Raw genomic sequence first — 26,760 nt, forward strand, 5'->3', positions numbered from 1 at the left:
AAATCCATGGTGCAGCTGGATACGGTCCACCGCTTGCTCGCTGCAACATATTGGGGAGACCGTCGTCCAAAAGATATTATGGAGCACATTATTTCCAGTTCCATTTGTTTCAGCCTTTTCCGTGGGAGTGAGCAAATTGGTTTTGGGCGTGCAGTCACCGACAGTGCTACGTTTACCTGGGTAGCGGACATTGTGGTTGAGCCAGAGTGTCGAGGTGCGGGTCTTGGACAGTGGATCATGGAGTGCTTGATTGAGCATCCAGCCATCAAGGGTACTCAAATGGTGTTGCAAACCCGTGATGCCCATGGACTGTACAAGAAGTTTGGCTTCTCTGGGAACAGTGCTCTCATGAGCACCATGACCACTGATTTATAATATTTACGCTATTCGCAAGAGGAGGAGGCGTGAATCAATTAGCTGTACAATGGATGGTGGGGTTACTGAGAGATATGAATGTCCCCTTCCTTATCTGTGGCGGACTCGCTGCAAAGGGATACGGTTCTGAGCGTGATCTGAACGACATTGATCTTTTCGTCCCCGGAGAATATTTTACGAAAGTGGTTCAGGCTGGCCAGGAATTTGTCTCCAAGGCTGCCGCTCACCGCTGTGAGGAGGGTTGGGATCTAACCTACGTTCAGTTCAAGTACGAGACCATCAAGGTAGAGGTCGGCAACGCTGATGGTCCACGAATCTTTGATGCAGTCAACCAGATCTGGGTCCCTCTAGACATAGATTTTTCTCGCTTTTCGACCGTGCACTTGCTGGGTCTCGAGCTTCCCCTTATGCTGAAGGAGGATCTGGTCAAGTATAAATCTGTACTCTCTCGGCCAGTAGATATCGAGGATGTTCGTGCCATCCGTGAGAGCGCATGACCATACAAGTCACGGCGACGGCGCCTACATTCGGTTGCGCCTTCATTTCGTAGCTCCGAGTACTGAGCGGCGTTATACGTTTTCAAAGGACAGGTTATGGTAGATACTTTCCTCTTCGATTGGGGTGGCACATTGATGAGAGATTTTCCTGATGCACAAGGAAAAATGTGCAACTGGGAGTTTGTTGAAGTCGTAGATGGCGCAGAAATGGCATTAAGCCATATTTCCGAAACAAGGAAAATATATATAGCAACTAGTGCTGAGGACTCAACGGAATCTGATATAGAAAAGGCTTTTGAGAGGGTCGGGCTAAATAAATATATATCTGGATACTTTTGCAAGTCAAATGTTGGTCTAGGCAAAGGCACGCCAGAGTTCTTTCAAGCCATACTTGCAATACTTGGCAAGGAGCCCGATAACGTCGCCATGGTCGGCGACAATCTGCAAAAAGATATAGTTCCTGCAGCCGAGGTTGGCATTGAAACGTATTGGCTGACGGCCAGGCCTGAGGAAGACGTTCCCAGAAGTACTAGAATAATCGGTAGTCTTGGTGAGCTTTGCGCGTAACAATAAAGTAATTGGGGGCGTGCCCAATTACTCTCTGGCGTTAGGCGCCAAGGAGACATCATGACGGTCAAGCGTATGGACAACATCGGCATCGTGGTAGAAGACATTGATGCCGCAATTGAGTTCTTCACCGAACTTGGCCTCGAGCTCGAGGGACGTGCCCCGATCGAAGGAGACTGGGCAGATGGCGTCACTGGACTGCGCAACATGCGCGTCGAGATTGCCATGATGCGTACGCCGGACGGTCACAGCCGGCTCGAGATGTCCCGATTCCTCGCGCCGCCTGTGATCGCCGATCACCGCAGCGCCCCGGTGAACGCTCTCGGATACCTACGCGTCATGTTCACCGTGGAGGACATCGACGATACGCTCGCCCGGCTTGGCAAACGCGGCGCGGAACTCGTCGGCGAAGTGGTCCAGTACGAAGACATGTATCGGCTCTGCTACATCCGAGGCCCCGAAGGAATTCTCATCGGGCTCGCCCAGGAGCTCGGGCAGCAGACTTCCCGATGAGACCATGTGACAGCTACAGGCCTGGTGGGCGTGCACTCGCGGAGGATATTTTGATTGCCGTTTCAGGGCGTCGAACCAATCCTCAAGCCGTCCGGTGGGAGAGTAATTGGGGACGTCCCCCTATTACTCTGAACGGTGGGGGAGCTTGGCTCGTGGCTCACCGTGCTTCCAGCGCAGCCGATCCTTATCGGCGAATGGGGTTCCGCGCGGATGGGCCATATGAGTTCCACTATGGAGCGATCACCCCATAACCAGTCGCGTGATACGCATGCACTCTGCGCCGCTTCGTTACGAAAAGGCCGCCGGTGCGATTTTGATAATTTTATAAAGAGTCATGTATGTATACCGTTCTATATCGATGGATCGTACACCCTGGGAAAGAGGACGACTTTATCTCAGGATGGGAATCTGTTACACAACATTTTATCAGTAACCATGATGCGTTAGGTTCCAGGCTGCATAAAGTGTCGAATAACACTTTTGCAGCATATGCGCAGTGGAGTTCCAAGGAAGCAAGAGAGTCTGCATTCGACGCCAATGATGCTCCAGAAGGGGCAGTGGAGAAAATGAATCAAGCAATTTCTGAGCGCTTGGAACCGATAGAAATGAATGTGATTTTAGACAAGTTGAAGCATGAAGATTGATGTCACTGAGCCCTCTTCAATCTCCGGTGCTTTACGGTTTCGGCATCTAACATCATAGAGTCATTTTTTTACTGAAATGGAGGATGCACTTGAATACACGTATCAAGGCGTTAGGTGAGACCGTGCTCCGGGTGCAAGATCTGCAAGGCGTCACGGAGTTCTACACCAACGTGATTGGGCTCGAGGTGTTGCGAGAGTTGGAGGGGATCACCTTCTTGCGCATCGCCGATGGGTATGGGGGGCACACGCAAATCATTGGACTATTCCATGAATCGATGCCTGTCGCCTTCCAAGATGCAGATCGTGGCCAAGTCAGCATAGCCCGTACCTCCTTGCATCACTTCGCACTTGAGATCGATAAGGCCGACTACGAGGCTGAACTGGAGCGTCTCAAGGGTTGTGGAGTGGAGGTCACCACCGCCACCCATCAATGGTGTCATTGGCGCTCGATCTACGTCAAAGACCCAGAGGGGAATATCGTCGAGCTGGTGTGCTACGATGAGGCAGTACGATAAAAGTGTATACCCTCTGTAGAGTTAACAGCAGCGAGTGTCTTCTGCTGGGGAAGTGGCTATGATCCGTACGCCATCACTCCAATCAAAGCCAAGCCAAACAATCGCTTTCAGGTGACGGCTTACAGCGGTCGCTTGTCGTTCGCTCCCGCCAAGCCTGAAACGGAAAATCAGGGACAGGCTCTGCTCTTGATTATATGCCGTGAACGAGGTCTGACCCGGATTGTGACTTCGTTGCATTGCCGCCCATTACCTCAAACGTCATGCACAGGGAGGTGATCGTGAAAATTTGTGAAACGGAGAGGTTGATCATGCGGACGCTGTCTCTTGGCGACGCTCCCGAGTTGACCGAGATCCTCAGCGATCCTGAAGTGATGAGACATTCTGTCAGTGGCGTTTGTGATGAGGTTGCTACCCGAAACTTCATTGAATGGTGTTTGGCTTGCTACGACTCCCATGGCGTGGGGCCATGGGCGTTAATCGATAAAAAAGACTCTGCATTGATAGGGTTCTGCGGTGTAGGGCCAGAGATGGTCGCTGATGCCGAGGAAATCAGCCTTGGCTATCGGCTCGCGACACGTTATTGGAACAAGGGGTTGGCATCTGAGGCGGCGAAGGCAGTATTGAATATTGCTTTCGGGAATAGACTGTTCCATTCGGTGGTAGTCATCGTCGAGCCTGCGCATGTGGCATCGATGAAGGTCGCTGCGAAATCTGGATTTTCCAAGTTCGATGTTCTCGAGTTCCATGGTCGTCAAGTGAGGCTGTACCGACTGACCTCGGCGCAATGGGAAACATCTCATCACAATACCATGGACGCGAAACATGCATGAGGGCTGGCCTTGGGCGTGATCGATGCTTTGCCTGAGGGGTCCAAGGAATGGCAACATCCGCAACACTTTCGCACGCAGATGCTCTCTCAACCGAACTGCGACTTGTACTTAACACCGACTAGGCATTAGACGAATTGTCGTGGACCGCCCTCTTGTCGGTGTGCTGTTGGCACCAGTCGGTTTTCTTGCCAGTTTGGCGATTGAGCATTTCAAGGTCACCACCTACGAGACGAGATACTTTCGTTAGAAACGCCTTGAGGCGCGACAAGGATACGCTTTGCGTTGGCGGCTGTGACGAGGAAGTCTATCAAACAGACCAGCCGGACCTTGCACCTTGGCTGCTGGAAGCCGTTCGTCGATTGACAAACTCACGCAATCACTCGGTTACAGTATCGATTTATTGAATGACGCGTCACTATTGCGCTCAACTGGACGCGTGTTTCTTGTGCTGGCTGGTTGTGGGGTTGCCGATCCGTGTTCCCTGACGAGGTATCCCCTGTTCATTCTTTCCATTGGAGACACCCATGACCGTGGTCGATCACCAGGGCATCCGGATCGCCTTCGAAGACAGCGGCGCGGGGTTGCCCATCGTCCTCGGCCACGGCTTTCTCTGCTCGGGCAAGATGTGGCGCGAGCAGGTGCCGGTGCTGGCCGAGCACTACCGGGTCATCAATCCCGACTTGCGCGGCCATGGCCGGTCCGGCCACATCTCGGAGCCGTTCACGCTGTACGATGCCGTTTCTGACGTCATTGCCGTGCTGGATGAGCTCGGCATCGAACGGGCGATCTGGTGTGGCCTGTCGATTGGCGGGATGGTGGCGCTTCGCGGCGCGTTGAGCCACCCGGACCGGGTCGCCGGCCTGATCCTGATGGATACGGATGCCGGCGCGGAAACCGCCTGGCACAGGGTGAAGTATCGCGCCATGGGGGCCACGGCTCGCGCCTTCGGCTTTCGCCCGCTGCTGCCGTCCATCGCGAAGCTGATGTTCGGTGCCACCACTCGGCGCGAGAACCGTGCCCTGGTCAGCGAGTGGATGGCGCGCGTTGCCGAGAACCACGTACCCTCAATGCTGTTGGGGCTGGATGCGCTGATCAAGCGGGACTCGGTGCTCGATCGCCTGGAGGAGATCCGCGTGCCGGCACTCGTGCTGGTGGGGGAGGAGGATCGCTCCCTGCCGGTGGCGCTCTCTCGCCGAATTCACGAGCGGCTGCCCGATTCCACCCTCACCGTGATTCCGCGCGCCGGGCATCTGGTGGCCCTCGAGCAGCCGGCCCAGGTCAACGAGGCAATGGCCCGGTTCCTGGCGACTTGCGCTCGGTAATTTCTCTCCTCCACCCTCGACAGGGACACCGCATCATGGACACCGACCTTCGCTTCCTCCGCATCGACGACACCTCGCCCCATATCGCCACCCTGGCGGGCTGGGCCCACGGCGAGTGGGGGCACCTGCATCCCGGGCGCAGCCTGGCGGCCGCCGTCGAGTCGTTTCGCGCCGACTGTGGCCCGGCCGGGGTGCCCTCGGTGTTCGCCGCCATGGCCGGTGAGTGCCCGGTGGGCATGGCCAGCCTGGTGGTCGACGACATGAGCGATCGCCGCGAGCTGACCCCCTGGCTGGCCTCGGTCTACGTGCTGCCGGAATGGCGGGGGAGGGAGATCGCCTCGCGGCTGGTGGGCCGCGTGGAGGAAGAGGCCCGCGCCCACGGCCACCGTCGCTTCTATCTCTACACGCCGGATCAGCAGGCCCTCTACCGGCGGCTCGGCTGGCGGGACCTGGAGGATCGCCACTACCGCGGCGAGGCGGTGACCATCATGCAGCGCGACCTCGCGTCCACGCCCTGACCTCGACTCGATGGACGAGGCCACCGATCGGGGTATCGTAGCAGCGCCACTCGTTGCGCGAAGCCGTCGTCAGGCGCCCCGTGCATCCCGGGGTCGCCGGAGGCCCATATCCACCTCGAGCCGTGGGGCTGAGGCCCATCCTGGCATGCCCTGCATGGGGCGCCTTTATCGCCAATGGCGAGCCAGCGACACGGCACCACGGCGCTATTCGGCGGATACCGGATATCGGATACCCGATCAGCACTCTCCCTTGGGACGACATACAAGACTTCTGAACAATGCGTTTCGACGCTTGGCCGAGCCAGCGGGGATTCTCCGAAAGTGAAAGATGAATGACACACTTCCGTGCCTCTTAGGCACCTCTTGGCACAATTGGCAGGCGACTTTTGCGCTGGCACCGGTCCTTGATTAGTCTGGCCTGATAAGGCCGCGAAAGATGGCCACGAGGGGATTGCGCAGGGACTACCGCAGGAGATGGCAGGAGTGCCGTCGCATCATGCCGGTGGGTCAGGCGGTAGCGTGCCCGAGCATGACGATACCGTGGCTACCCCAGAGGGCTCTTCACACCGGCGAACCCATTTCCCAGCACATGGGTGTAGATCTGCGTGGTTTCCACGCTCTTGTGCCCCAGCAGTTCCTGAACCGTGCGGATATCCGTGCCCTGGTTCAGCAACTGGGTGGCGAAGCTGTGTCGCAGGGTATGGCAGGAGCCGGGCCGCGTCAGCGATGCCGTTCTCATTGCATGCTTGACGGCCTTCTGTACCGCGGATGGGTGGATATGATGAAGAACAACCTTGCCAGTGTCATCGAAGCAGGGGCGGCTGGCTGGAAAGAGCCATTGCCAGGCCAGGGAGACTCCCGCATTCGGGTACTTGCGATCCAGCGCATGGGGTAGCGTCACCGGCCCCCGGCCCTGAGCGAGCCGGTAGTCAAGCTGGCGCTTGGCCGAGGTAATCTGCTGCTGTAAGCAAGGGATACAAGTGGCCGGGAGCAAGGTGGTGCGGTCCTTATCGCCTTTGCCGGCTCTCACCGTGACAATCTGGCGTTCGAAGTCGATATCTCGTACGCGCAGACGGCAGGTTTCGAGAAGCCGGAGCCCTGAACCGTACATCAAGGCTCCCATCAACCGCATGGGGCCTGACAGTTGGCTCAGCACTCGCATTGCTTCTTCGTGGGACAGCACCACCGGCAGCCGGCGAGGGCGCCTGGAGCGTGAGAATTCACCGATGTCGCCCAAGGGCTGTTCGAGGACGTGGCGGTAGAGAAAGACGAGGGCATTCAGGGCCTGGTTCTGTGTAGCCGACGCCACATGGCGTTCCACCGCAAGGTGTTCCAGGAAGGCCCGCACCTCGGAGCCTCCCATGCTGCCGGGATGCCGCACGCCGTGGAAGCGAATGAAGTAGCGTATCCAGTAGCAGTAGGTCTTCTCGGTACGTGGGCTGTAGCGCTTCACCCGCATGGTAGCCTTCACTCGATCCATCAGCTTCGGCGGCTTACTCTGCGTATCCATGGTTGTCCTCTCGATGCATGGATATACGTACAGTATTATTGGCGCCGGCAAAAAGCGCAAGCGCGCGAATCCTGCATAGACTGCCGAGCTATTCTTAATATTGTTAGATATCAATTGGTTATGTGAAGAAAGGCGCGCTAGATAACATTGTTGAACGTGCCAGCACGTTCATCCAATATCATAGCGTTCCGTCTAATCACTGTTAAGTGCCTAATCTAGCTACACCTGTTCGCCTTAAAAACTATTTTTTTTAGAGGTAAAATTGAAAAAATCATTCCAAACAATGATTGAACACCCTGAAACCAATTCTCTAGATCGAGATTGCAAATGGATACGTCCAGAATTTCATCCAATTGACGGAATTGGTGAGGAGGCGTTATGGAGGCTTGAAGGGCTAATTGTTGCAATTGGATTTATAGACAGTGAGCGACAATGCATTATCGGTAGCGGCGTTATGATTGCCCCAGGGCTTTGCTTGACAGCGACTCATGTCATCGAAGAAACAATAGAGAAACATCCGCTATTATTTACATTTCCAAGTGATAGCAGTATGAGAATTTGGACGCCTCAAGACTTCTCTGCTCAGGAAAAAGTATCTTTAGGATTATTGCCATTTCAAAAGCCAGAACCCAAATACAGTGATGTTGGGATTTTATCCTATTCACCTTTCTCCAAGTTCAAAGATAATGATAATTATCTTTTCGCTCCCATTGAAGCATCCGTTCCTAAGATAGGTGAAAGGCTTTGGTCTACAGGATATCGAGAAATATTAAATGATGGCGTACCCACCATATCATTCTTTATTACTTCTGGACTAGTAACTGAACAATACCTAGAAGGTAGAGGGGCACATATTAATGGACCTTGTATTGAAGTTGCTATGCAAGCTTTAGGAGGTATGAGCGGGGGACCAGTATTTAATGTTGAAGGAAGAGTAGTTGGAGTTATTTCTTCTTGTTTAGAAGGTCAAGATGATTCGAAGGGCCCTACTTATGTTTCTCTTGTTTGGACATCACTCTTATCAACAGTACATTCACCATGGCCAGAAGGTCATTGGCCAGAAGAAGTAGCTGGTATACAGACTGCTTCAAATGGAGAAGGCGCTCGACTGTTAGGAAAAGCGAGATTCGATGAACATGGTGCGTTTCGGGTTAAATTTCCTGAGCAAACCTCGGATTCGATGTTGTCAGTATTAAAGTCTGCTGGTGTTGAATTTCCAAATGAAGACTATGAATTTTCGGATTTTGCTTACGAGAATTTTGAAGAGTTTCTGGAAGAAGAAGGTCTTAAATATTTATCAGTGGCAGATAAGAGTGTTTTTGATCGTGCTCTTATGAAAAAAGATTATTCGGAAACGTTGAAACTATTTAATTGTTTTGATGCCTACATCATGGAAGGCTTAGAAGACTTGTCTATTGAGTCTGTTTCATTGTTAGATGATGGAAATATAGGTATTAATGCATTATTTGATATGAGAATAGTATTTCTTCGATTGCAAATATCTAAAGTAGAGCATGAATATTATAAGCCTTCAATCACCTCTATTGGGAGCCTCCACAATCAAGAACAAGATGAAGATAATATTTATTACGACCATTATGCTAGACCATTCTACCGAGTTAATTTTAAATATAATGTTCAGTCCGGCGAATGCGAAGATATAAGGTTTCAACTCTTATCTATGAAAGTATAATGCCGGCACTTAACAAAGCAATAAAGTCGGATTCGTAACAGTTGGCTCGGTTCCGCTACGCTACACATTATAGCCAACTATTACTCACCGCTTATTGCGGCGTTAGTGCGATAAGCCAAGAGTAATGAAATGCGAATGAATATAGTCGAAAAAAATGGATACAATCTGTTCAGTTTAGCCAGAATAAACGTAATCTTGGGGAAGAATGGATGTGGAAAAAGCACCACATTAAAGAAAATTGAACAGGCTCTGGAGCATGATGAGAATTTTGGCAATACACGCTATATAACACCAGAGAGAGGCGGTTCATTAACATTTGATGCCAGCTTGGCTCAAAACTCCACAAATGAGCAATGGCTTAACAACCAACTTAGAAATAACCAATTTGTACAATTTAAACAGCAAACGCTTCTTCAGTTTAGAAAGCTTGAGCTCTTAAGCCTCAGGGAAATTGAAAAGCAGCCCGAACTTAGAAATGACCACAATTACACTTTTCAAAGTATTGTTGATTTAATTAACAGTCTTCTCGACAACATAGAGGTTCGCCGTGAAGGGACGGATTTTAAGATCTATTCATTGGAAAAAGGGTCTGAAATATCGCCCAAAGATATAAGTAGTGGTGAATCTGAGCTGATATCGCTTGGTATTGAGTGCCTAGTCTTTGCCAAAGAATGTATCTCCAATAAGACAAATATTTTGTTTTTGGATGAGCCCGATGCTCACCTACACCCAGACTTGCAGTCGAGGCTCGGCCATTTTCTTAAGAACCTGGTTGATGGACATAAATTTTTTGTTATCACGGCGACTCATAGCACCTCTTTTTTAGGCGCTTTCGATACGTGTAACGATGTGGCAATTGATTTTGTTGTTTCCGGGCAAACAGATATACAGTTCAAACCAATAAGTGATGTTTACAGGAAGATACTGCCCGTATTTGGTGCGCACCCATTGTCCAACGTATTCAATGAAGCCCCGATCTTCCTCGTTGAGGGAGAGGATGATGAAAGGGTCTGGCAGCAAGCAATCAGGACTTCACAGGGAAGACTAAAAGTATTTCCCTGCGCTGTCGATAGCATCACCCGTTTGAATGAATATGAAACTGAAGTGGCAAGTGTGATCAACTCAATCTATGACAATGCCGTTGCATATTCTCTACGAGACAGAGACGATTCTGATGAAGAGATCGCCGATATACCTCCAGTGATAAGAATGAAACTTTCGTGTCGTGCAGCTGAAAATCTTCTTCTTTCTGAAGAGGTCCTCGAAAGAATTAAAACAACATGGTCCAATCTCGAAGATAAAATTGAGATGTGGATTCAGAGAAACACTGATCACCCTCATTATTCGCACATGTGCGAATTCAGAGATCGTGGGTATCAACGGAAGAGCCACAATCTGAAACACATTAGGAATGACTTGATGGGAATAATAGGTAGTCATAAGCCTTGGGAGGTTGTTGTGGGTCAGGCTATAGGTCAGCTTGCCGATATAGATGTCTCAAAGGAAAACAGTCTAGCGAATTTCCTAGGTGAAAAAGTCATTCGAAGTGTATTCCAGAACTAACAAGGCACTGCTGTCGGACAAAGTTTCCGCTGCGCTCCAACTTTGCCGCAGAGTGCGGCGTTAGCCTTCAAGGAGGATTTATCTCATGCCGACACACCGAACTGGTTCTGATGGTAAAAAAATAAAAATCCCAGATGGATGGACTTCCCGTCAGGGATCAGATGGTCGAGTTGTTCCTTTGCGGCCTGGCTCAACTTCACGACAAGGAAGTGACGGAAGGGTCGTTGAAATTCGCAAGGGGTATACATCTAGGCAAGGTTCAGATGGGCGTGTTGTCGCAATTCCACCCGGAGGCACAAGTCGTCAAGGTTCGGACGGGAGAGTCGTAGCTATCCCAAAAGGTTACACGTCAAGGCAAGGCTCTGATGGTCGTGTTCTTGCAATCCCTCCGGGTAGAACAGCAAAGGCTGGGGCAACGGGGCGGCTAAAGTTGGTTCCAAAGCAATGAAGGCTAACAAGCCGCTCAAATACGTTCCGGCCACAGAAAACGTGGCCTCCACCGGACTCGCTAACGCTCGCCGTTTAGCGGGGCGTTAGGGCTTTAGAGTTGATCGTAGATAATTTCTTCAAGATGAGATTAAAAAAATTCAGATTTAAATGGACCGGCAATGCTCACCGATATATTTGCTTATAGATACCTTGATAAGCCCATTTGGGATAATTTCGATGAAAATGCACGTAGGCTGTTGGTTCAAGGGTTTCGAATCGTTTCTGAACAGCTGTTTCCCTATTACGATGCTAACGGCAAGGAAAGGTCAGAAGCTAAGGCAGTATGGGATGGATTAAACAAGAAGTTAGCTATGGAACTTGGCCTTAAGGACCTTTCTGTTTCTACTTACGGTTACTACACTGAGTGGAATGGAAATAAGCACTGGAATAGCGGATCTTGGTCGAAAATCACAGTTTGCGAAAATTTTGTTCTTGCCAAGTACGATGGCTCCGTTTCAGCTGATCAGTTTATTAAAGAGCGTTTGAGCTTCATAGAAATAGCGTTCCGACAGCAAGAAGAAAAACTTAAAACACTAAATGCTAGCCTCGATAAACGAGTTCAAGAGGAAAAGTTGGCAGCGAAAATGAGGCCCAATCGAGGAATGCGTCTACCAGGAAATCCAGGTGATGGTCTCCGCGCGTGGAATAAAACTCAAAATGAGATGTTTAGAGCGTCTTGCGCTGAACTAAACGAGCGCTTCCGTCAATCTAGGGCAAATCTTCATTATCATAATGGTTTTATTCAAATCTCGGAGGATGAATCCATTACGCGAGAAATTGAGCAACCATTTTGGAATTTGGTAAGCGCTCCTATGTGGCAGAGTGTAGACCATGATATGAAGGAAGCCATTGACCTTCGGGACAGCGGTGGAAGAGACCCGGCCCTATTTGCAGCGAAAGCTTTGGAAAGCACCATCAAAATTATCTCTGACATCAAAGGGTGGACTAAGGGGAATGAAAGGGGAGCGGCCAATTACATTGACAATCTTCGATCAAAGGCAAACGGCGAGTATATAAATGGCTGGGAAAGAGAGAGTTTAGTTGAGTTCTTTTCAAAAGTTCGTAACCCATTCGGGCATGGTGCTGGGAGCCAACCAGTTCCAGAGTTGTCCGTCCCCCAAACAGACTGGGCAATTGAGTTTTGTATGATATGGACAAAGAACTTAATTCGAAGACTATAATGCGGGGACAGGGCCCTAACAAGCAGCTGCACCGGACAAATTTTACTGTCACCGTTTTTGCGCTGCGCGGCAAAACCGTCGCCAGTAAAATTTGCTCGGTGAGCTGAGCGTTATGCGAGTCCAAACGGGTGTAAGGGATGTATGGGGTCTGTTGTGAATTCTGAATATCACTTATTTCTATGCGATGTATCTGGCGCCCACGAGCCGGTGGCGTGTTTTCGCTCAGATACCCCATTCCCGGCCTTTCAGGAAGGGCAACGTTTTGATGATCATGGTTGGGATAGGTTTAGGAATGTAGGAGTAATAGCGTCAGAAGAGACGCCAACTCGCTACACGATCCATTCGATTAAGTACACTATCTATGTAGCTGAAGGCAAAAATGTTATTCAGACATGGTTAAATTTGGAGCCATACACTAATGAAAGATCGCCGGCGTTTGGAGATACTAAACCCACTATGACAGCGAGAGAGGCCATGTCGTCGTTGGAGAATAAAGGAGAGTAAAGCTGGGCCAAGAGACACAAGAAAAAAAGGCGTAAAGCAGCTGCGGCTACAATCCTGCTTTTATCGGCAACGTGTCGCACGCTTTAGCTATTAAACGCTGGGTGTGGGCCTCGCTTAGCGGCCAGATTGCGCTGCATAACTAAGGGATCAAGCGGCGGCCAAAAGCAATGCTTCGCCTTCCTTTTGCCGCCGCTTATCCTAGCCGTTAGGACTACTATGGATATACAAGCATATTCTGCAGACAAGGCTATGGAAATTGCCGACTTATTTTATAAATCTGTTCATGCAATTGATCCCTTGGTATACACGCCAAAGCAAAAAGAAACCTGGGCACCCACACCTGTCGACTATGAGCGCTGGGCTGAGCGACTGAACGTGAAACAACCGTTCATTGCCTTAATTGAAACCAGCGTGGTTGGTTTTATTGAGTTGGATGCAGATGGTCATATTGACTGCACTTATACTCACCCAGATTTTCAGGGAAGAGGAGTTGCGTCCTCCCTGTATGAACGTTTGCTTGCTGAAGCAAGGGCAAAAAGTATCAAGTGCTTATACGTTGAGGCGTCGCTTGTTGCGAAGCCGTTCTTCGAGCATCGTGGTTTCTCTGTAGTCAAGAGAAATGAAGTGAAAAGAAACGGGGTGAGTTTAGTCAATTTCTCAATGGAAAAGTATCTAAGCCCTAACAATCAAATGCAGTCGACCGCTAACGCGTCGGATGATTAGGGCGTTAGGAATTGCTCCCATTGGCATGTGCCTGGATGACCATGATGCCATCTTACCCGCGGTAGTACTGTGGTCGGCTCGATGAACGGCAGCGTGCGTTTCTACGGCCTGACCTGGCCAACATGCCGCTGGAGGGCTTCGAGAAGCACCGGCGCCTGATCGAGAGCGACAAGAAGCGGCACGCGGCGTGCGCCCCTGGCCGCGAACGCATGAGTCGCTTGTCCATAGTGGCCCCGAGACATCGCCCCCGAGTCGGTCGGCCGGCTCGGGGGCTTAATCGTTGGTGCTGTTGGGGCCCATTGCCCGCCGCACCGCCGCCGCCAGCGCTTAGCGATGCAGCCAGCAGGCCGAGCGGTGGTCGCGGCGCGGGTCGAAGTCGGGGGGATCCTCGACGTCGCACAGCCCGGCCATGAAGTGCGGGCAGCGCGGGTGGAAGCGGCACGCCGCCGGTGGATGCAGCAGGCTCGGCGGCTCGCCGGCGGGCACCTCGCGCAGCCGGGTGGCGTTGGCGGCGTCGGGGTCGGCGATGGCGGCGAGCAGCGCCTGGGTGTAGGGGTGCTGGGGGTGATCGAGCAGGTCGTCCACCGGCGCGCTCTCGACCACGCGCCCGGCGTACATCACGAAGATCCGTTCGGCGTAGTGGCGTACCGTGGAGAGGTCGTGGGTGATGAATGCCAGGGTCAACCCTCGCCCGCGCTGGATGCGCCGCAGGAGTTCGAGGATCTCCACCCGCACCGAGGCGTCGAGCATCGAGACCGGCTCGTCGGCGATCAGCAGCCGCGGGGCGAGGATCAGCGCCCGGGCGATCACGACCCGCTGCTGCTGGCCGCCGCTGAGCATGTGCGGGAACTGGCCGAGGAAGGCCTCGGCCGGCGACAGGCGCACCTCCTCCAGGGCCGCGCGGATGCGCCGCTCACGCTCGGCGCGGTCGCGCACGCCGTGCACGATCAGTGGCTCGGCGAGGATGCGCCGCACGTCCAGGAAGGGCGGCAGGGCCCCGTAGGGATCCTGCTGCACGTAGCCCACCTCGGCCCGGTATGCCTTGAGCGCGCGCCCCTCGAGGTCGCCGAGCGAGCGGCCGGCGAAGCGCACCTCGCCGCGCGTGGGGCGGTGCAGCCCGAGCAGGGTACGCGCCAGCGAGCTCTTGCCGCAGCCACTCTCGCCGACGAAGGCCACCGCCTCGCCGCGCGCCAGCGCGAAATCGACCCCGTCCACGGCGCGCACCGCGCCCACGCGCCTGAAGCCCCACTGGCGCAGCTCGAACCAGGTGTGCAGGTCGCGGGCGGCGATCAGCGGCGCCTGGTCATCGTCGGCCTGATGGCCGGGGGACGAGGTCATGCGCCACCTCCGGACGGATTATCGTCGGCGTGCAGCCAGCAGCGCGCCCGGTGGCGTTCGCCGAGCGAGAAGGAGGGCGGGTCCTGGGCACAGCGCGCGAAGCGATACGGGCAGCGTTCGGCGTAGCGACAGCCGCCGGGCGGATCAGCCAGGCTCGGCGGCTCGCCGGGGATCGCCACCGGGCGGGCCCGCTGGTGCAGGCGCGGCACGCTGGCCATCAGCATCTGCGAATAGGGGTGCGCCGGGGCGGTGAAGAAGCGCGCGGCATCGGCCACCTCGACGAACTGGCCGGCATACATCAGCGCCACGCGGTCCCCCAGCTCGCTGGAGGTGGCCACGTCGTGGGTGATCAGGATGAAGCTCGTGCCCAGCTCGCGCTTGACTCGCTTCAGGGCGTTCATGATGCTTGCCTGGGTGAGCACGTCGAGCGCCGAGGTCGGCTCGTCGAGGATCACCAGCGCCGGCTCGGCGACCAGCGCCATGGCCAGCACGGCGCGCTGACGCATGCCGCCGGAGAGCTCGAAGGGGTAGCGGGCCAGGAAGTCCGTGGACACCCCCACCAGCTCGAACACCTCCGCGGCCCTCGCCAGGGCCTTCCTCCGCGGCCAGCCGCGCAGCACCCGCAACGGCTCGGCGACCTGCTCGCCGACCCGCACGACGGGATTGAGGGCGTTCATCGAGGCCTGCATGACCAGCGCCATGCGCGACCAGCGCACCTCGCGGCGGAAGCGCTCGTCGGGCAGCGCCGTGACGTCGACGCCGTCCAGGGTGACTCGCCCCGCCGTGTGGTGGACGTTGCGCGGCAGCAGGCGCATCAGCGCCTTGGCCAGCGAGCTCTTGCCGCAGCCGGATTCGCCGAGCACCACCAGCGCCTCGCCCTGGCACAGGTCGAAGCTCACGCCGTCGACGGCATGCACCGCTCCCCGCCGAGTCTGGTAGTGCAGCTCGAGCGCCTCCACGCGCAGCAGCGTCCGGTCGCGCATCACAGGCTCCTCAGCCGCGGGTTGAAGACACGGTCCAGCGCGAAGCCGAGCATGGCGAAGCCCAGCCCGGTCAGCATCAGCAGCACCGCCGGCGACACCACCCAGTAGTAGTAGCCGTTGTAGAGCGCGCTCTGCGACTGGGCATCGTTGAGCACCTTGCCCCAGGTGGGCAGCCGCGGGTCGCCCAGGCCCAGCACGGCCAGCGAGGCCTCCAGGAACACGAAGGTGGGGATCAGGGTGACGAAGGTGGGAATCAACACCGGCAGGATGCGCGGGATCAGGTAGCGCAGCACGATGCGGGGGTTGCTCGCCCCGTAGGCCTGGGCCGCCTCGATGTAGGGCGCCTCGCGGATCGGCAGCAGCATCGCCCGGTACATCTTGATGCCGGCGCTGAAGATGCCCAGCACCACCACCACGCCGAGCATCAGCCAGATGCTGGTCGAGTAGAGGGTGCCGACCATCACCAGGATGGGCAGGATCGGCAGGATCATGTTGACCTCGGTGAGACGCTGGATGATGGCGTCGACCCAGCCGCGATACCACACCCCCACGGCGGCGATCACCAGGGTGGTGATGGTGGTGCCCACGGCCGCCAGCAGGCCGAAGGCGAGTGCCACCGGCGTGCCCCACATCAGCGCCAGGCTGAGGTCGCGGCGCTGGTGATCGGTGCCGGCGATGCCGTGCACCCGGCCGTAGAGCACCAGCTCGGCGTCGAAGGTCGCCGCCTCGTCGAAGACCAGCACGTCCATCAGCAGCGTATAGCGCCCGGGCAGCACCCGCGGCTCGGCGTCGGGATCCTCCACCGTTCCCGGCTCGGCCAGCAGGCCGATGTGGGGCACCAGCCCGCCCAGCCGCCGCTCCAGCGCCCGATCCTGGGAAAGCGAGATGCGCTCGCGCGCGCCGATGCGATACCCGCCCAGCGCCAGCTCGCGTCCGTCGGGCGTCTGCCAGCTCAGCCGCGCGAAGGGCGGCTGCTCATGGCCCGGGGCGCGCAGGAAGAGGTTCAGTTCGCTGGGAAAATCGCCGGCATCGAAGTCGAAGGCGAGCGGGATGCGCAGGCGGCGCCCGCCCGTGAAGGCGCGCTCCTCGACCGGCGCCATATCGCTTTCGACGACCAGGGTGCGCGGCGCCTCACCGCCGGTGAGGCGGTCGAGCCACAGCGGGGCCGCATTGACGGGATGGCGCTGCCACGCCTCGCTGCCGCGCCACTTGGCCAGCGCCTCGCCGTAGGGGATGGCGATCACCGTGTAGAGCGACAGCGCCACCAGCGCGGCGATGATCGTCAGGCCCAGCAGCGCGGAGGGGTAGCGGCGCAGTTCCCGCCATCCCTCCCTCCAGCGTGCGCCCGTCATCGCTGGGCTCCTTCCAGGCGCACGCGCGGGTCGAGCAGCGCGTAGAGGAGGTCGAGCACGAACACCGTCGCGGCCAGCAGGTAGGCGAAGATCACCACGCCACCGATGATCACCGGGGTGTCGCGGTAGCCGATGGCCTGGAAGAGCAGCGAGCCCAGCCCCGGCCAGTTGAACACCTGCTCGAGGATGATGGCGCCGCTCCACAGCCCGATCAGCATCAGCAGGAAACTGGTGACGATCGGCGACAGGGTCGGGCGCAGGATGTAGCGCCGCTCGATGAGCTGCGACGGCAAGCCCTTGGCGCGGGCCATCTCCACGTAGTCCTCGCTGGAGTGGATCAGGAAGAAGGTGCGCCAGGAGTAGATGGAGATGAAGATCTGCGACAGGAACATGGCCACCACCGGCAGCAGCATGTGTCGCACCACGCTGGCGGTATAGGCCCAGCCCGTTTCCGGCGGCGGCACGGCCACCATGCCGCCGGCGGGCAGCAGGGGCGCCACGAAGGCGAAGACGAGGATCAGGAAGATGCCGTAGAACCAGCCCGGCGCCGCCGAGGTCGGGGCCAGGGCGACCACGCTGCGGTCCAGCGCGCTGCCGTAGCGCCGCGACAGGAACAGCGCCACGAACACCGAGACGAAGAAGACCAGCAGGTTGGCGGTACCGAACAGCAGCAGGGTCGCCGGCAGGCGCTCGACGATGATGTCGTAGACGTCGCGCGACCCCCGGTCGCTGTGCATCTGCTCGGCACGCCCCAGGTCGAGGCGCAGCGCCTGCTGCAGGTAGTCGACGCTGCGCACCAGGAAGGGCTCGTCGAGGCGCAGACGCTCGACTTCCAGCGCCACCTGGCGCTCGATCAGCGCGTTGCGCTGCTGGGGCGGGAGGTCCTGGAAGGCGCGGTCGGCACGCACCGCCTCGGCGGCCTCGCTGCGGATCTGCACGCGGCGCAGGTCGTCCACCTGGCCGCCCATGTTGGCGATGACGATGGTCAGGTAGACCCCGACCAGCACGGTGACGAACAGCGCCAGCAGCCGCTTGACCGTGAACAGCAGCAGGCGACTCAGGTCGCGCCACAAGCCGCGGCGGGCGGCTGGCTCGGTGACGGCCGCTGCCTGCCGGGATCTCATGGCGAGGCCTCAGTGCCGCCGGGCGGCACCGTGGCGAAGACGTGCGAGGCGAAGGCCGGCAGGGCCACGCGGTGGCTGGTCACGGCGACCTCCAGGCGATTGGCGCCGACGCCCAGGGCGGCGAGCGTCGCCGGCGACGGGGCGATCCGCCAAATCCCGTCGTCGCGCGGCTCGGCCGCGCCGCGCTCGACCAGCGTCCCGCGGCCGTCGAAGAGCAGGAATTGCACCCGATCGATCGCCGCCGGCGGGTAGGGCTCGCCCTCGAGGGTCACCGCCAGCCGAAACGTCGCCGCGCCGCCCTCGTCTGGCGTGCCGAGCTCGGTGACCAGGGGGCCGTCGAGCTCGAGCTCCGGTATCGCGGGACGGGTGAAGCCCAGCCACTTGTCGGCCGGGTCGGGGAAGTCGCGGAAGCGCTCGAGCACCAGGCTGCCCGCCACGGGATGGACCGAATCGAGCAGGAAGGGGCCGTTGCCGACCCAGAAATGACCGCGCTTCGCATGCCAGTCGGTGAGCGCCCGATAGCGGGCGGCGATCTCGTCCTCCCCGAGCAGTTCGTCGAGCACGCCGGGGAAGGGGAGCGCATTGCGCTCGCGGGCCCAGGCGAGATGGCGCTCGAGGATCGGCACGCTGGGCCCGGCCACCAGGCTCATCCAGTCCACCCGCTGCCGGTCCGCCTTGTTGGAGGAGAATGCCAGTTCCCCCTGGCGCTCGGCGAAGATCCCCAGGGCCAGGGTGTGCCAGGGCTGCGGCGCGGGTGCGCGGGTGGCCACCAGGGTCTCGGCATCGGGAAAGCTCTGATCGCTGTAGACCTCGATGATCAGCGGGTCGCGGGAGACGATGCGCCAGCCGCGGAAGTGGCGTCGGAAGACCTCGAAGGTGGGCAGGTAGGCCGGGTCGAAGAGCCGGCTCGCCTCGTCGGCCCGGGCGAAGGCCAGGATCCACGGCACCACGAAGTCGGCCAGCGACAGCGGCGAGCCGTCGTGCCAGCGCTGCTCGAACAGGTCCTCGTCGTAGCGCACCCGGACCCGGGTGCGGGCGGTGACGGGCGCGTCGTGCGCCTCGCCGACGCTGACGAAGCGCCCCGCCTCGCCGTCCCAGTCGATCCAGGCCGCGTCCGGCACGACGATCTCCTCCGCCGTCGAGACGCTCAACCAGTCGAGGGTGCGCGCGATCGTCACGTCCTCCTGCACGGTCACCGCGGCACGCTCGATGCGCTGGGGACGGTAGAGCCCGGTGAAGGGGTCGGGCAGCGCCACCGGGTCCTGGGTCGCGCGCATGATGATCTGGTCGAACAGCCAGTTGCTGCCCGCCACCGGGTTCCACGGCTCGGTCAGCAGCCCCGGCGTGCCGAACACCATGCGTCCGCCCACCCGGTCGGCATAGCGGAGGGTGTAGGGCCAGAGCGCCGAGCCGGAGAGCCCCCCGGCGAGATCGACGGCCACCTCGACGTTGGCGGCCCGCGCCGAGGCGTTGAGCTGGTCGACGAGCCAGATCCGCGACGAATCCTGCATGGCCAGTTCCAGTGCCCGCGCCATCATCGCCTGGCGTTCCTCCCAGTTCCGGTAGTCACGGCGCTGCAGGCGGTCGGCGAGTTCATCGAACTCCGGGACCGGCGCGTAGGCCTGCCACAGGGGTTCGGAACGCCCGCGGGGGGTGTAGTAGTAGCTGAACGCCTCCGCCTGATCGCGCTGGATGACGATGCTGATCCAGCCGCCGGTATAGAGGTGCCACCGCCCGGCCCTGGGGTCCGTGGCGATCCAGATGCGCGAGGCCTCCTCGGCGGTGCGATAGCGGCGCTCGACGACGAAGCCCAGCGCCTCCAGCAGGTTGGCGGCATAGTCGCCGACCTGGCGGCGTTCGTCCTCGCTGCGGATCAGCGCGATCAGCCGCACCGGCTGGTTCGCGTAGTACCACACGCCCTCGCGGCGATGCGCGCCGAGCGCCGCCATCTCGCGGTGGATCACCTCGCGGGCGGCGTCGGGGTCATGGGCGTAGCGCAGCTCCAGCTCGCGGGCCACGGCGGCCAGGCGCGCATAGTCGGGAAAGACGGTGGAGAGCGGCAGGAAACGCGGCTCGGCCAGGCCGCCATAGAGTTCCTGGGCGATATACTCGCGATCCACCAGGCGATTGAGCGCCTCGCGAATGGCCGGCACATGGAAGGGATTGAGCGTGCCGTCGGCCAGCTCCGGCCCGGCCGGGTTCAGGGTCAGTTCGCTGGAGGTGCCGTAGGAGAGGTCGTAGCCGCTGGCGAGCGAATCGCGCAGCCGACGGAAGATGCCGGGATTGGAGATGCCCTGGGTGAAGACCTGATGGGTGCCCGCCTCGATCAGGCCCGTGACCCGTCCCGCCTCGTCCTCGCGGGTGAACACGACCTGATCCACCAGCGCCCCGCGGCGGGAGTGCAGATCCGCCTCCGCGCTGTCCTGGCCCATGGTCGGCGCGGTCGACGGTGCCGGTTGACGCAGTGCCACCGCGACCACGCCCACCAGGATCAGTGTCGCGCCAAGAAACAACAGACGTCTCATCGGCGCTCCCTCGGCCAGTACCCCGGTTGCCTGCCTTCCCCTACACCCTAGGCGAGTTCCAGCGTTCGGACAGACCCATCGTCTCGGGTTGACAGCTAGGGGAATAAGCGTTCGCGCCTCCACCACGTCCCGGCGCGGGGCTCGCCGGAGGCACTCGCTGGCGCGTTTACCCGGCCTGCGACGGGCCATGTCCGTTTCACGCTGATCCGCGCAGCACGATGGTATCGGCGGCCCGCGACGCCTCGGCTCAGCGCGCCAACTGCGTCAGGGTGTCGGCCAGCGCCGGGGTCAGCCGCGCCATGCTGGCGTAGTCGAGCCTGTTCCAGGTGTCGCCTGGGCCGTGGTAATGCGGATTGCGGAAATTGGCGGTGTCGGTGAGCATCATCGCCGGCCAGCCCATTTCCCAGAACGCCCAGTGGTCGGAGCGGAAGATGTCGCGCAGCAATTCCGGGGCGGCCAGCCCTTCCGAGGGTATCTCGGCATGTCGACGAAAGGCGCCCGTCACCCGACGCACCAGGCGTCGTGAACGCAGGTTGCCGACGCAGGCCACGAAGTTGCCGCGGTCGGGATAGATCAGGCCAAGCAGCGGCGGATACGCCTGGCTGCCGGGCGCGTCGGTATAGTGGCCGAGCATCTCCAGCGAGAGCATGCCGACGATGGTATCGCCCCGCGCCCGGGCCTCGCGGGCATAGCTCAGGCTGCCCATGGCGTCGCTGCCGAAGTGTGGCGCCTCCTCGTTGACGAAGGCGACGAGGCGAATCTCCCGCTCGAGTTCGGCCCCCTGCAGCCGCCGCGCCAGCTCCAGCAGCACCGCCACGCCGGAGGCGTTGTCGTCGGCCCCGGACGTACCGCGCACGGTGTCGTAGTGGGCGCCGACCACCAGGGTCTCGTCCGTTGACCCGCGGCCCGGCAAGCGCACCTCGAGATTGTGGAACGCCTGGCCGCCGCGGGGCACCGGCAGGCGCCGCGGCTCGAGGCCGGCGTCGCGAAAGGCCTGCTCGATGTAGTCGGCGGCCGCGCGCAGCGCCTCGGGGCGCCAGACATGGCGCTCGCCGATCTCTTCCGCCAGCGCGCGCACGTGGGTGCGCAACCGCCCGCGCAGCGCCTCGCCCTGGGCATCCAGGGACGGCGGCGTGCCCCGGTAGCTGCTGCCCGGCATGTGGAACATCCACCAGTAGCCGCCTGCCAGCGCCGCCGAGAGCAACACCGCCATGACCAGCAACCACACTGTATAGCGTCCCTTGATCAGCATTCACGGAAATCCGGTTCGTCCCTCCGGGGTCGTGCGGGACCGATTGGCCAAGGCGCCAGGGCCTGTCGAACTCGACCGAGCGTCGCGAGAGGCACGATCTCGAGACAAGGTGATCGGTGCGATGAGTCGAATAGCCCGCCATTTCACGAATCCGGCTCCCAACCAGTATGGTTGAGGAGGCCCCAGGGTCAGACCCACTTGTCTCCCCTCAAGCTTTCGATCAGGAAGAATAGCCGGCCGTGCTCCAATTAGTGTTGACACACGACCGGGAGAAGCGAAGCATGAATTCGTGACTATTCGGGTCCTGTGCCCTGTACTTCTTCCGGAGAACCTACTGTATGCGCGTCTTTGCAAACCCAGTCGGTTCCGGATCACTCTGGTTTGACAACCTCACCACAGCCGACGGCACCCCCGTTGCTTACGACCCGCAGGCGCGAGCCTTCCTGCCAATGCCCCCTTTCTGCGCCAACCGGGAGGTCATCGGTTGCAATTGGATTGCTCCTGCGCAGGGTGCCTTCTGCCGGTCCTGTGCGATGACGGCCCTGGCCCCGGATCCCTCCATCCCGAACGCCATCCCCAACTGGGCACAGACCGAGGCCGCCAAGCGCTGGGCGCTCGACAATCTCGGTCGCTGGCACTGGTTCCGGCCGGAGGATCCGGGCGCGCGCCCCGTTTTCCACATGCTCGCAGAAGGCCCGACACCCGTGCCCATGGGCCATGCTCAGGGCGTGGTGACGATCAGCGTGGCCGAGGCGGACCCGGTCCTGCGCATCACCCGCCGCCAGGCGCTGGACGAGCCCTATCGCACCATGATCGGCCATATGCGTCACGAGATCGCGCATATGCTGTGGTGGCGGCTAAGCCTGCGCGACGACTTCCTCGACGCCTTCCGTACCATGTTCGGCGACGAGCGCACGGACTACCCGACCGCGCTCCATCGCCACTACCAAGACGGCCCGCCGCCCGACTGGAAGTTACGCTTCCTGACCACCTACGCCTCCGCGCATCCGCATGAGGACTGGGCCGAGACCGCTGCACATCTGCTGCACCTGACCGATATTACCGACAGCTTCGTCGCGACGGGCCTGTCCTCGCCTGAGCTGCCGAGCCGGGGTTGGGACCCGTATTCGGAAGCGGATGCCGGGCGCCTCATCCATGTTGCGGCCTCCCTCACGGAGGGGGTCAATCACGTCAACCGCTCCATGGGATTGTCGGACCTCTACCCCTTCGTGCTGTCTGACGCCGCGCGCCGCAAGCTCGCCTTCGTGCATGACTGGCTGCGCCGGGGCGCGCAGGGGCGTTGACGCGCCGGGTATGCGAGGGGGCATTCGAGGCTAGCGGGTTGAGGCGAGTTCAGAAACGAGCGCGATTACCCTGGTCCGATCCTTTCGGTTCGCGCTCGGTTGGCCGTGATCATGCCAGTGAGCGCAGGCTTGCCAAGTTGCGCGAGAAACGCCCTCATTCAGGGTTCAGGTGGGGGAGATGGCTAGCGTGGTAGTCGCAGCCGTCCAATCATGCCGGAACTGTGTGAGTGAACAGGTCATGATGATGCAATGCCTGCAAGCCTTCAGATACGAATTGATGCCCCCAGCAGAAGGAACTCACCGGAGCGGCTGAATGCCGCACCTGAGCGCCGTGGAAATCCCCCGGCTTGAGGCGGGGGAGGAGGTTAATGAGTAACCTATGACTACCGCGACCTGGTTCATATTGGTTGGAACGCTGCTGCTGGTAGTGGGCTTTACCTTCTCCTATTTCAAGAGAGTACCCGCTACCTCTGCCATTGTGTATCTTGTTATCGGACTCATTTTTGGGCCGATGGGCTTTGGGTTGTTTTACTTCAATTCATTGGAAGAATCGGCTTTATTGGAGTTTCTGACCGAGATAGCAGTCCTTATTTCATTGTATTGCGCCGGCGTGAAAATGCCAGCGCCGGTGACCATCAAGCGCTGGAGAAATCCCCTGCAACTGGCGGTGATCACGATGGCGATTACCGTCGGGTTAGTGACGCTGTTCGGCTATTACTGGCTTTCTTTGCCCCTTGGGGCTGCCGTGTTGCTGGGTGCCGTAGTCGCACCGACCGACCCGGTTCTGGCGACCGAGGTTCAGGTTCGCCATGCCGATGATCCTGACCATCTACGTTTTGCATTGACCTGCGAGGCCGGAATGAATGACGGCAGCGCCTTCCCGTTCGTGATGCTCGGCCTGGGCTTGCTGGGTCTGCACGATCTTGGCGATGCCGGTTGGCGTTGGCTGGCAGTGGATGTGTTCTGGGCCAGCGGTGCAGGTATCGGCATCGGTATTCTGGCAGGCTATGGTGTAGGTTGGCTGGTAAACAAGATTCGCACTACCTTTTTGGATACCGCCTTTCTGGAGAGCTTTCTCGGCCTGGGACTGATAGCGCTCGCCTATGGCGTCAGCTTGTTAGTGGATGCTTGGGGCTTCTTGGCAGTGTTTAGTGCCGCAGTGGCTCTGCGCCATACCGAACTGAAATTGGCCGGTTTAAAGCAAGGGTACTCTGAAGGTATCGACACTCGCCAGGACGATGAGCCGAAGGCCCTGGCGCACGTGCACGTGCACGTGAGCGAAAGCTCCCTGGTCTTCAACGAACACCTCGAGCGGCTGGCAGAAATCGTGCTGGTGTTACTGATCGGCGGTTCGCTGTTCTGGGACTCCTGGAGCTGGCGAGCCGTTGGCTTTGCGGCGTTTCTGTTTTTTGTCGCCCGCCCCATCAGCGTGCACCTGGGCCTGCTCGGAAGCAGGGCAACCATGCGTATGCGCCACCTCGTGGGGTGGTTTGGCGTCCGTGGTATAGGCTCGCTGTACTATCTGATGTACGCCATCCAACACGGGCTGCCAGAGGATATAGCACTGGAATTGATACACTTGACTCTGGTGGTGGTTGCCTTATCGATCCTGGTTCACGGGATCAGCGTGAAGCCCACTATTGCTCGCTACTGGCAGTCGAGGAAACCTCGGTAATCGCGATGACCTCACGTTGCCACTCTGCTGAGTTCAGGCACCTATCCTGTAGGCGAGCAGCGATCACTATCCGGGCTTGGTCACTTGCGAAGGGGATCGCCGTTCGTATACGGACTCCTCACCGTTTGCCGAGGCTATCGCGGACAGCACCTCTGTCTTCCGGACGCCATGTGCTGCGCCATAGCCGGGCAACCGCCCAACCGCCTCAGGGGACAGGATGATGACTCGTTACCTCCCCGCGCTGTGTGCCCTGCTCGTGCTGCTGGCGTCATCTGCCTGGGCGGAAGAGATCATCGCGGCCAGGTATGCCGAGCCGGTCGAGCGCTATGGGCACTATGCCCTGGGGCGGCCGCATGAATACGCGCGCCTGGTCGCCACCACCGACGCCGGGCGGGACACGGCGCTGGCGTTGCCCGGGGATGAGGTATTCGAGGACCTGGCGCCGCGCCTCGTGAAGCTTACGGAACAGGCGCCGCCGGCCTTGCTGGTGATCGTCAGCTCGCGTGATGGCGGGTCGCGGCTGGCGCTGGTCGGCCTCGGCGGGGATCGTCTCGAGATGCTGGCGCAGTCGGCCCCCATCGGCAGGGCGAACCGATGGTTGAACCCGGTCGGCGTCGCCGACCTGGACGGTGACGGGGAGGCGGAGATCGCCGCGGTGACGACCCCTCATGTCGGCGGCGTGCTGAGGGTCTATCGACGACGCGGCGAGCGCCTGGTGGAGATCGCCTCGCTGAGTGGCTTCTCGAATCACGTCTATGGCTCCCGGCAGCTGAAACTGTCGAAGCCCGCACGGATCGATGGGCGCATGCGGCTGCTGGTGCCCGACGGGCGGCGGGAGGCAGTGCGCGTTATCGGGCTGGGGGAGGCGGGGCTGGTCGAAACCGAGCGTTGCCGGCTGGACGAGCCGGTCACGGAGCCGGAAGCGCTGCATGAGTGCCAGCGCCGCCTGAACCCGGCGGGCTCGGTCACGCCCAAGCCACCCATGTAGCGGGGTGATATCGACCGCCGTCCGGGCAGGTTATCGATGGGCGACACGCGGATGATGCGCAGCAGGCCTTGAGCCAGGGATAGAGGCGGGAGGCGTGCCCGGATCTGGCGAACAGGCGATACATCGCCTCCCATCAGTGGCGCGGCAAAGCCGCGTCCGGCTGCTAGGGTTTGTTATGTGGCAAGATGCCAGTGCTTTTAAATCTTCTCGAGCAACTCTTCCAGACCAATAGCGGGTTGAATATCAATCTTTGCATCCAGTTTCGAAAATAGTGGTTCATTGATTTCAGCCATTTGCAATTGATCAGTTGCTTCGAAAACAATAGTGCCAGCCCGACACCCGTCATCAAGGTGAAAGTAGGCGGCTTCAGGCTTGACCCTCTCGACCAGGCTTCGGAGTGCAAGAGCCAGGGTCCCATCGGATACGGCTTGGTTCCCTTTCTGCACGGGAATCGAAAATCGAAAGATTAGACGCATGGGGTCCTCCTTTTACGATTTATTGTGATGGTGCAGTCGACGTCACCCCATTAGCCGCTTAACAGTCGGTTGAGCACCCCGCTGCGGGTGCCGAGCCGCGTGAGGCGATGCAGGGCGTCGCTGCCGTGATCCCGGCGATCGCCGATCAGCAGGGCGAACCCCTGGTCCGGATCGATGCCCCGGGCACCGAGCTCGCGGCGTGCCTCGCTCGCCTGTCGTCCGTCGATCAGCTCGAGTTCGCCGCCGTTCTCCAGCAACCGCTCGCCGGCGAAGACGCACAACACCCGATTCGCTGCGCA

25 protein-coding genes are annotated in these 26,760 nt (G+C 59.0%); 16 read left to right on the plus strand and 9 right to left on the minus strand.

Features of this window, described 5'->3' with window-relative positions:
* Positions 1-6: 6 nt before the first annotated feature.
* The 9 genes from QWY76_RS12635 (at position 7) to QWY76_RS12675 (ending at position 5,781) form a co-directional block, all read left to right on the plus strand.
* Positions 7-375: a GNAT family N-acetyltransferase gene (locus QWY76_RS12635; protein WP_290311606.1), complete on the plus strand. Its 369-nt coding sequence runs from the start codon at positions 7-9 to the stop codon at positions 373-375.
* Between the two features lie 29 nt (positions 376-404).
* Positions 405-872, plus strand: a complete 468-nt coding sequence (locus tag QWY76_RS12640; RefSeq protein WP_290311607.1) for a nucleotidyltransferase — start codon at positions 405-407, stop codon at positions 870-872.
* Positions 873-968: 96 nt separating this feature from the next.
* Positions 969-1,439, plus strand: a complete 471-nt coding sequence (locus QWY76_RS12645) for an HAD family hydrolase (RefSeq protein ID WP_290311608.1) — start codon at positions 969-971, stop codon at positions 1,437-1,439.
* Between the two features lie 60 nt (positions 1,440-1,499).
* Complete coding sequence (locus QWY76_RS12650) at positions 1,500-1,952, plus strand: VOC family protein (RefSeq protein WP_290311609.1); 453 nt, start codon at positions 1,500-1,502, stop codon at positions 1,950-1,952.
* A 338-nt stretch (positions 1,953-2,290) separates the two neighbouring features.
* On the plus strand, positions 2,291-2,596 hold the full coding sequence (locus QWY76_RS12655) for a hypothetical protein (protein ID WP_290311610.1): 306 nt from the start codon (positions 2,291-2,293) through the stop codon (positions 2,594-2,596).
* A gap of 89 nt (positions 2,597-2,685) precedes the next feature.
* A complete protein-coding gene (locus QWY76_RS12660; protein ID WP_290311611.1) occupies positions 2,686-3,111 on the plus strand; it encodes a VOC family protein in 426 nt (141 codons plus the stop codon).
* A 308-nt stretch (positions 3,112-3,419) separates the two neighbouring features.
* Positions 3,420-3,941: a GNAT family N-acetyltransferase gene (locus QWY76_RS12665; protein ID WP_290311613.1), complete on the plus strand. Its 522-nt coding sequence runs from the start codon at positions 3,420-3,422 to the stop codon at positions 3,939-3,941.
* A 524-nt stretch (positions 3,942-4,465) separates the two neighbouring features.
* Positions 4,466-5,263 (plus strand): alpha/beta fold hydrolase, encoded by a 798-nt coding sequence (locus QWY76_RS12670; protein ID WP_290311614.1) that lies wholly within the window; start codon positions 4,466-4,468, stop codon positions 5,261-5,263.
* 35 nt (positions 5,264-5,298) lie between these two features.
* Complete coding sequence (locus tag QWY76_RS12675) at positions 5,299-5,781, plus strand: GNAT family N-acetyltransferase (RefSeq protein ID WP_290311616.1); 483 nt, start codon at positions 5,299-5,301, stop codon at positions 5,779-5,781.
* A 544-nt stretch (positions 5,782-6,325) separates the two neighbouring features.
* On the opposite strand, the gene QWY76_RS12680 is transcribed toward QWY76_RS12675, so the two are convergent.
* The gene (locus QWY76_RS12680) at positions 6,326-7,291 is read right to left on the minus strand and encodes an integron integrase (protein ID WP_290311617.1); all 966 of its coding nucleotides are present in this window, start codon (positions 7,289-7,291) and stop codon (positions 6,326-6,328) included.
* Between the two features lie 262 nt (positions 7,292-7,553).
* Between QWY76_RS12680 and QWY76_RS12685 the strand changes: the two genes are divergently transcribed.
* From QWY76_RS12685 to QWY76_RS12700, 4 genes are all read left to right on the plus strand, one after another.
* A complete protein-coding gene (locus QWY76_RS12685) occupies positions 7,554-8,984 on the plus strand; it encodes a S1 family peptidase (protein WP_290311618.1) in 1,431 nt (476 codons plus the stop codon).
* A 135-nt stretch (positions 8,985-9,119) separates the two neighbouring features.
* The gene (locus tag QWY76_RS12690) at positions 9,120-10,547 is read left to right on the plus strand and encodes an AAA family ATPase (protein ID WP_290311619.1); all 1,428 of its coding nucleotides are present in this window, start codon (positions 9,120-9,122) and stop codon (positions 10,545-10,547) included.
* A 608-nt stretch (positions 10,548-11,155) separates the two neighbouring features.
* Positions 11,156-12,217, plus strand: coding sequence for an AbiJ-NTD4 domain-containing protein (locus tag QWY76_RS12695; RefSeq protein ID WP_290311620.1), 1,062 nt, complete (start codon positions 11,156-11,158; stop codon positions 12,215-12,217).
* A gap of 720 nt (positions 12,218-12,937) precedes the next feature.
* Positions 12,938-13,444 carry a GNAT family N-acetyltransferase gene (locus QWY76_RS12700; protein WP_290311621.1) on the plus strand — a complete coding sequence of 169 codons (507 nt, stop codon included), beginning with the start codon at positions 12,938-12,940 and terminating at the stop codon, positions 13,442-13,444.
* 327 nt (positions 13,445-13,771) lie between these two features.
* Here QWY76_RS12700 and QWY76_RS12705 read toward each other — a convergent pair whose 3' ends face one another.
* The 6 genes from QWY76_RS12705 to QWY76_RS12730 all read right to left on the minus strand — a co-directional run bounded on the left by QWY76_RS12705 (position 13,772) and on the right by QWY76_RS12730 (position 22,018).
* Positions 13,772-14,782 carry an ABC transporter ATP-binding protein gene (locus tag QWY76_RS12705; protein ID WP_290311622.1) on the minus strand — a complete coding sequence of 337 codons (1,011 nt, stop codon included), beginning with the start codon at positions 14,780-14,782 and terminating at the stop codon, positions 13,772-13,774.
* On the minus strand, positions 14,779-15,765 hold the full coding sequence (locus QWY76_RS12710; protein WP_290311623.1) for an ABC transporter ATP-binding protein: 987 nt from the start codon (positions 15,763-15,765) through the stop codon (positions 14,779-14,781). Before QWY76_RS12710 ends, QWY76_RS12705 begins: the two co-directional genes overlap by 4 nt.
* Entirely contained in the window at positions 15,765-17,117 is a 1,353-nt protein-coding gene (locus tag QWY76_RS12715; protein ID WP_290311624.1) for an ABC transporter permease, read from the minus strand. Before QWY76_RS12715 ends, QWY76_RS12710 begins: the two co-directional genes overlap by 1 nt.
* On the minus strand, positions 17,114-18,241 hold the full coding sequence (locus tag QWY76_RS12720) for an ABC transporter permease (RefSeq protein ID WP_290311625.1): 1,128 nt from the start codon (positions 18,239-18,241) through the stop codon (positions 17,114-17,116). Before QWY76_RS12720 ends, QWY76_RS12715 begins: the two co-directional genes overlap by 4 nt.
* Complete coding sequence (locus QWY76_RS12725) at positions 18,238-20,766, minus strand: ABC transporter substrate-binding protein (RefSeq protein WP_290311626.1); 2,529 nt, start codon at positions 20,764-20,766, stop codon at positions 18,238-18,240. The genes QWY76_RS12720 and QWY76_RS12725 overlap by 4 nt, the downstream gene beginning before the upstream one ends.
* A gap of 247 nt (positions 20,767-21,013) precedes the next feature.
* Positions 21,014-22,018, minus strand: coding sequence for a M28 family peptidase (locus tag QWY76_RS12730; RefSeq protein WP_290311627.1), 1,005 nt, complete (start codon positions 22,016-22,018; stop codon positions 21,014-21,016).
* Between the two features lie 338 nt (positions 22,019-22,356).
* On the opposite strand from QWY76_RS12730, the gene QWY76_RS12735 reads away from it, so the two are divergent.
* The 3 genes from QWY76_RS12735 (at position 22,357) to QWY76_RS12745 (ending at position 25,985) form a co-directional block, all read left to right on the plus strand.
* On the plus strand, positions 22,357-23,322 hold the full coding sequence (locus QWY76_RS12735; RefSeq protein WP_290311628.1) for a zinc-binding metallopeptidase family protein: 966 nt from the start codon (positions 22,357-22,359) through the stop codon (positions 23,320-23,322).
* 379 nt (positions 23,323-23,701) lie between these two features.
* Positions 23,702-24,997 carry a cation:proton antiporter gene (locus tag QWY76_RS12740; RefSeq protein WP_290311629.1) on the plus strand — a complete coding sequence of 432 codons (1,296 nt, stop codon included), beginning with the start codon at positions 23,702-23,704 and terminating at the stop codon, positions 24,995-24,997.
* Between the two features lie 217 nt (positions 24,998-25,214).
* Positions 25,215-25,985, plus strand: coding sequence for a hypothetical protein (locus QWY76_RS12745; RefSeq protein WP_290311630.1), 771 nt, complete (start codon positions 25,215-25,217; stop codon positions 25,983-25,985).
* A gap of 197 nt (positions 25,986-26,182) precedes the next feature.
* Here the strand turns inward: QWY76_RS12745 and QWY76_RS12750 are convergent, their stop codons facing one another.
* Together QWY76_RS12750 and QWY76_RS12755 are read right to left on the minus strand one after the other, a co-directional pair.
* Positions 26,183-26,461: a hypothetical protein gene (locus QWY76_RS12750; protein ID WP_290311631.1), complete on the minus strand. Its 279-nt coding sequence runs from the start codon at positions 26,459-26,461 to the stop codon at positions 26,183-26,185.
* A 50-nt stretch (positions 26,462-26,511) separates the two neighbouring features.
* The gene (locus tag QWY76_RS12755; RefSeq protein ID WP_290311632.1) at positions 26,512-26,742 is read right to left on the minus strand and encodes a hypothetical protein; all 231 of its coding nucleotides are present in this window, start codon (positions 26,740-26,742) and stop codon (positions 26,512-26,514) included.
* Positions 26,743-26,760: the final 18 nt, after the last annotated feature.

The sequence above is a fragment of the Halomonas maura genome (assembly GCF_030409305.1).
GTDB lineage: Bacteria > Pseudomonadota > Gammaproteobacteria > Pseudomonadales > Halomonadaceae > Halomonas > Halomonas maura.

What these genes read in the sequence shown, in the direction of transcription:
- QWY76_RS12675 (WP_290311616.1), top strand. Translation starts at nt 5,299, where the DNA reads ATGGACACCGACCTTCGCTTCCTCCGCATCGACGACACCTCGCCCCAT.
- QWY76_RS12645 (WP_290311608.1), top strand. Translation starts at nt 969, where the DNA reads ATGGTAGATACTTTCCTCTTCGATTGGGGTGGCACATTGATGAGAGAT.
- QWY76_RS12735 (WP_290311628.1), top strand. Translation starts at nt 22,357, where the DNA reads ATGCGCGTCTTTGCAAACCCAGTCGGTTCCGGATCACTCTGGTTTGAC.
- QWY76_RS12725 (WP_290311626.1), bottom strand. Translation starts at nt 20,766, where the DNA reads ATGAGACGTCTGTTGTTTCTTGGCGCGACACTGATCCTGGTGGGCGTG.
- QWY76_RS12670 (WP_290311614.1), top strand. Translation starts at nt 4,466, where the DNA reads ATGACCGTGGTCGATCACCAGGGCATCCGGATCGCCTTCGAAGACAGC.
- QWY76_RS12690 (WP_290311619.1), top strand. Translation starts at nt 9,120, where the DNA reads ATGAATATAGTCGAAAAAAATGGATACAATCTGTTCAGTTTAGCCAGA.
- QWY76_RS12750 (WP_290311631.1), bottom strand. Translation starts at nt 26,461, where the DNA reads ATGCGTCTAATCTTTCGATTTTCGATTCCCGTGCAGAAAGGGAACCAA.
- QWY76_RS12715 (WP_290311624.1), bottom strand. Translation starts at nt 17,117, where the DNA reads ATGACGGGCGCACGCTGGAGGGAGGGATGGCGGGAACTGCGCCGCTAC.
- QWY76_RS12695 (WP_290311620.1), top strand. Translation starts at nt 11,156, where the DNA reads ATGCTCACCGATATATTTGCTTATAGATACCTTGATAAGCCCATTTGG.
- QWY76_RS12680 (WP_290311617.1), bottom strand. Translation starts at nt 7,291, where the DNA reads ATGGATACGCAGAGTAAGCCGCCGAAGCTGATGGATCGAGTGAAGGCT.
- QWY76_RS12665 (WP_290311613.1), top strand. Translation starts at nt 3,420, where the DNA reads ATGCGGACGCTGTCTCTTGGCGACGCTCCCGAGTTGACCGAGATCCTC.
- QWY76_RS12655 (WP_290311610.1), top strand. Translation starts at nt 2,291, where the DNA reads ATGTATACCGTTCTATATCGATGGATCGTACACCCTGGGAAAGAGGAC.
- QWY76_RS12730 (WP_290311627.1), bottom strand. Translation starts at nt 22,018, where the DNA reads ATGCTGATCAAGGGACGCTATACAGTGTGGTTGCTGGTCATGGCGGTG.
- QWY76_RS12740 (WP_290311629.1), top strand. Translation starts at nt 23,702, where the DNA reads ATGACTACCGCGACCTGGTTCATATTGGTTGGAACGCTGCTGCTGGTA.
- QWY76_RS12705 (WP_290311622.1), bottom strand. Translation starts at nt 14,782, where the DNA reads ATGACCTCGTCCCCCGGCCATCAGGCCGACGATGACCAGGCGCCGCTG.
- QWY76_RS12710 (WP_290311623.1), bottom strand. Translation starts at nt 15,765, where the DNA reads ATGCGCGACCGGACGCTGCTGCGCGTGGAGGCGCTCGAGCTGCACTAC.
- QWY76_RS12650 (WP_290311609.1), top strand. Translation starts at nt 1,500, where the DNA reads ATGACGGTCAAGCGTATGGACAACATCGGCATCGTGGTAGAAGACATT.
- QWY76_RS12745 (WP_290311630.1), top strand. Translation starts at nt 25,215, where the DNA reads ATGATGACTCGTTACCTCCCCGCGCTGTGTGCCCTGCTCGTGCTGCTG.
- QWY76_RS12700 (WP_290311621.1), top strand. Translation starts at nt 12,938, where the DNA reads ATGGATATACAAGCATATTCTGCAGACAAGGCTATGGAAATTGCCGAC.
- QWY76_RS12720 (WP_290311625.1), bottom strand. Translation starts at nt 18,241, where the DNA reads ATGAGATCCCGGCAGGCAGCGGCCGTCACCGAGCCAGCCGCCCGCCGC.
- QWY76_RS12635 (WP_290311606.1), top strand. Translation starts at nt 7, where the DNA reads ATGGTGCAGCTGGATACGGTCCACCGCTTGCTCGCTGCAACATATTGG.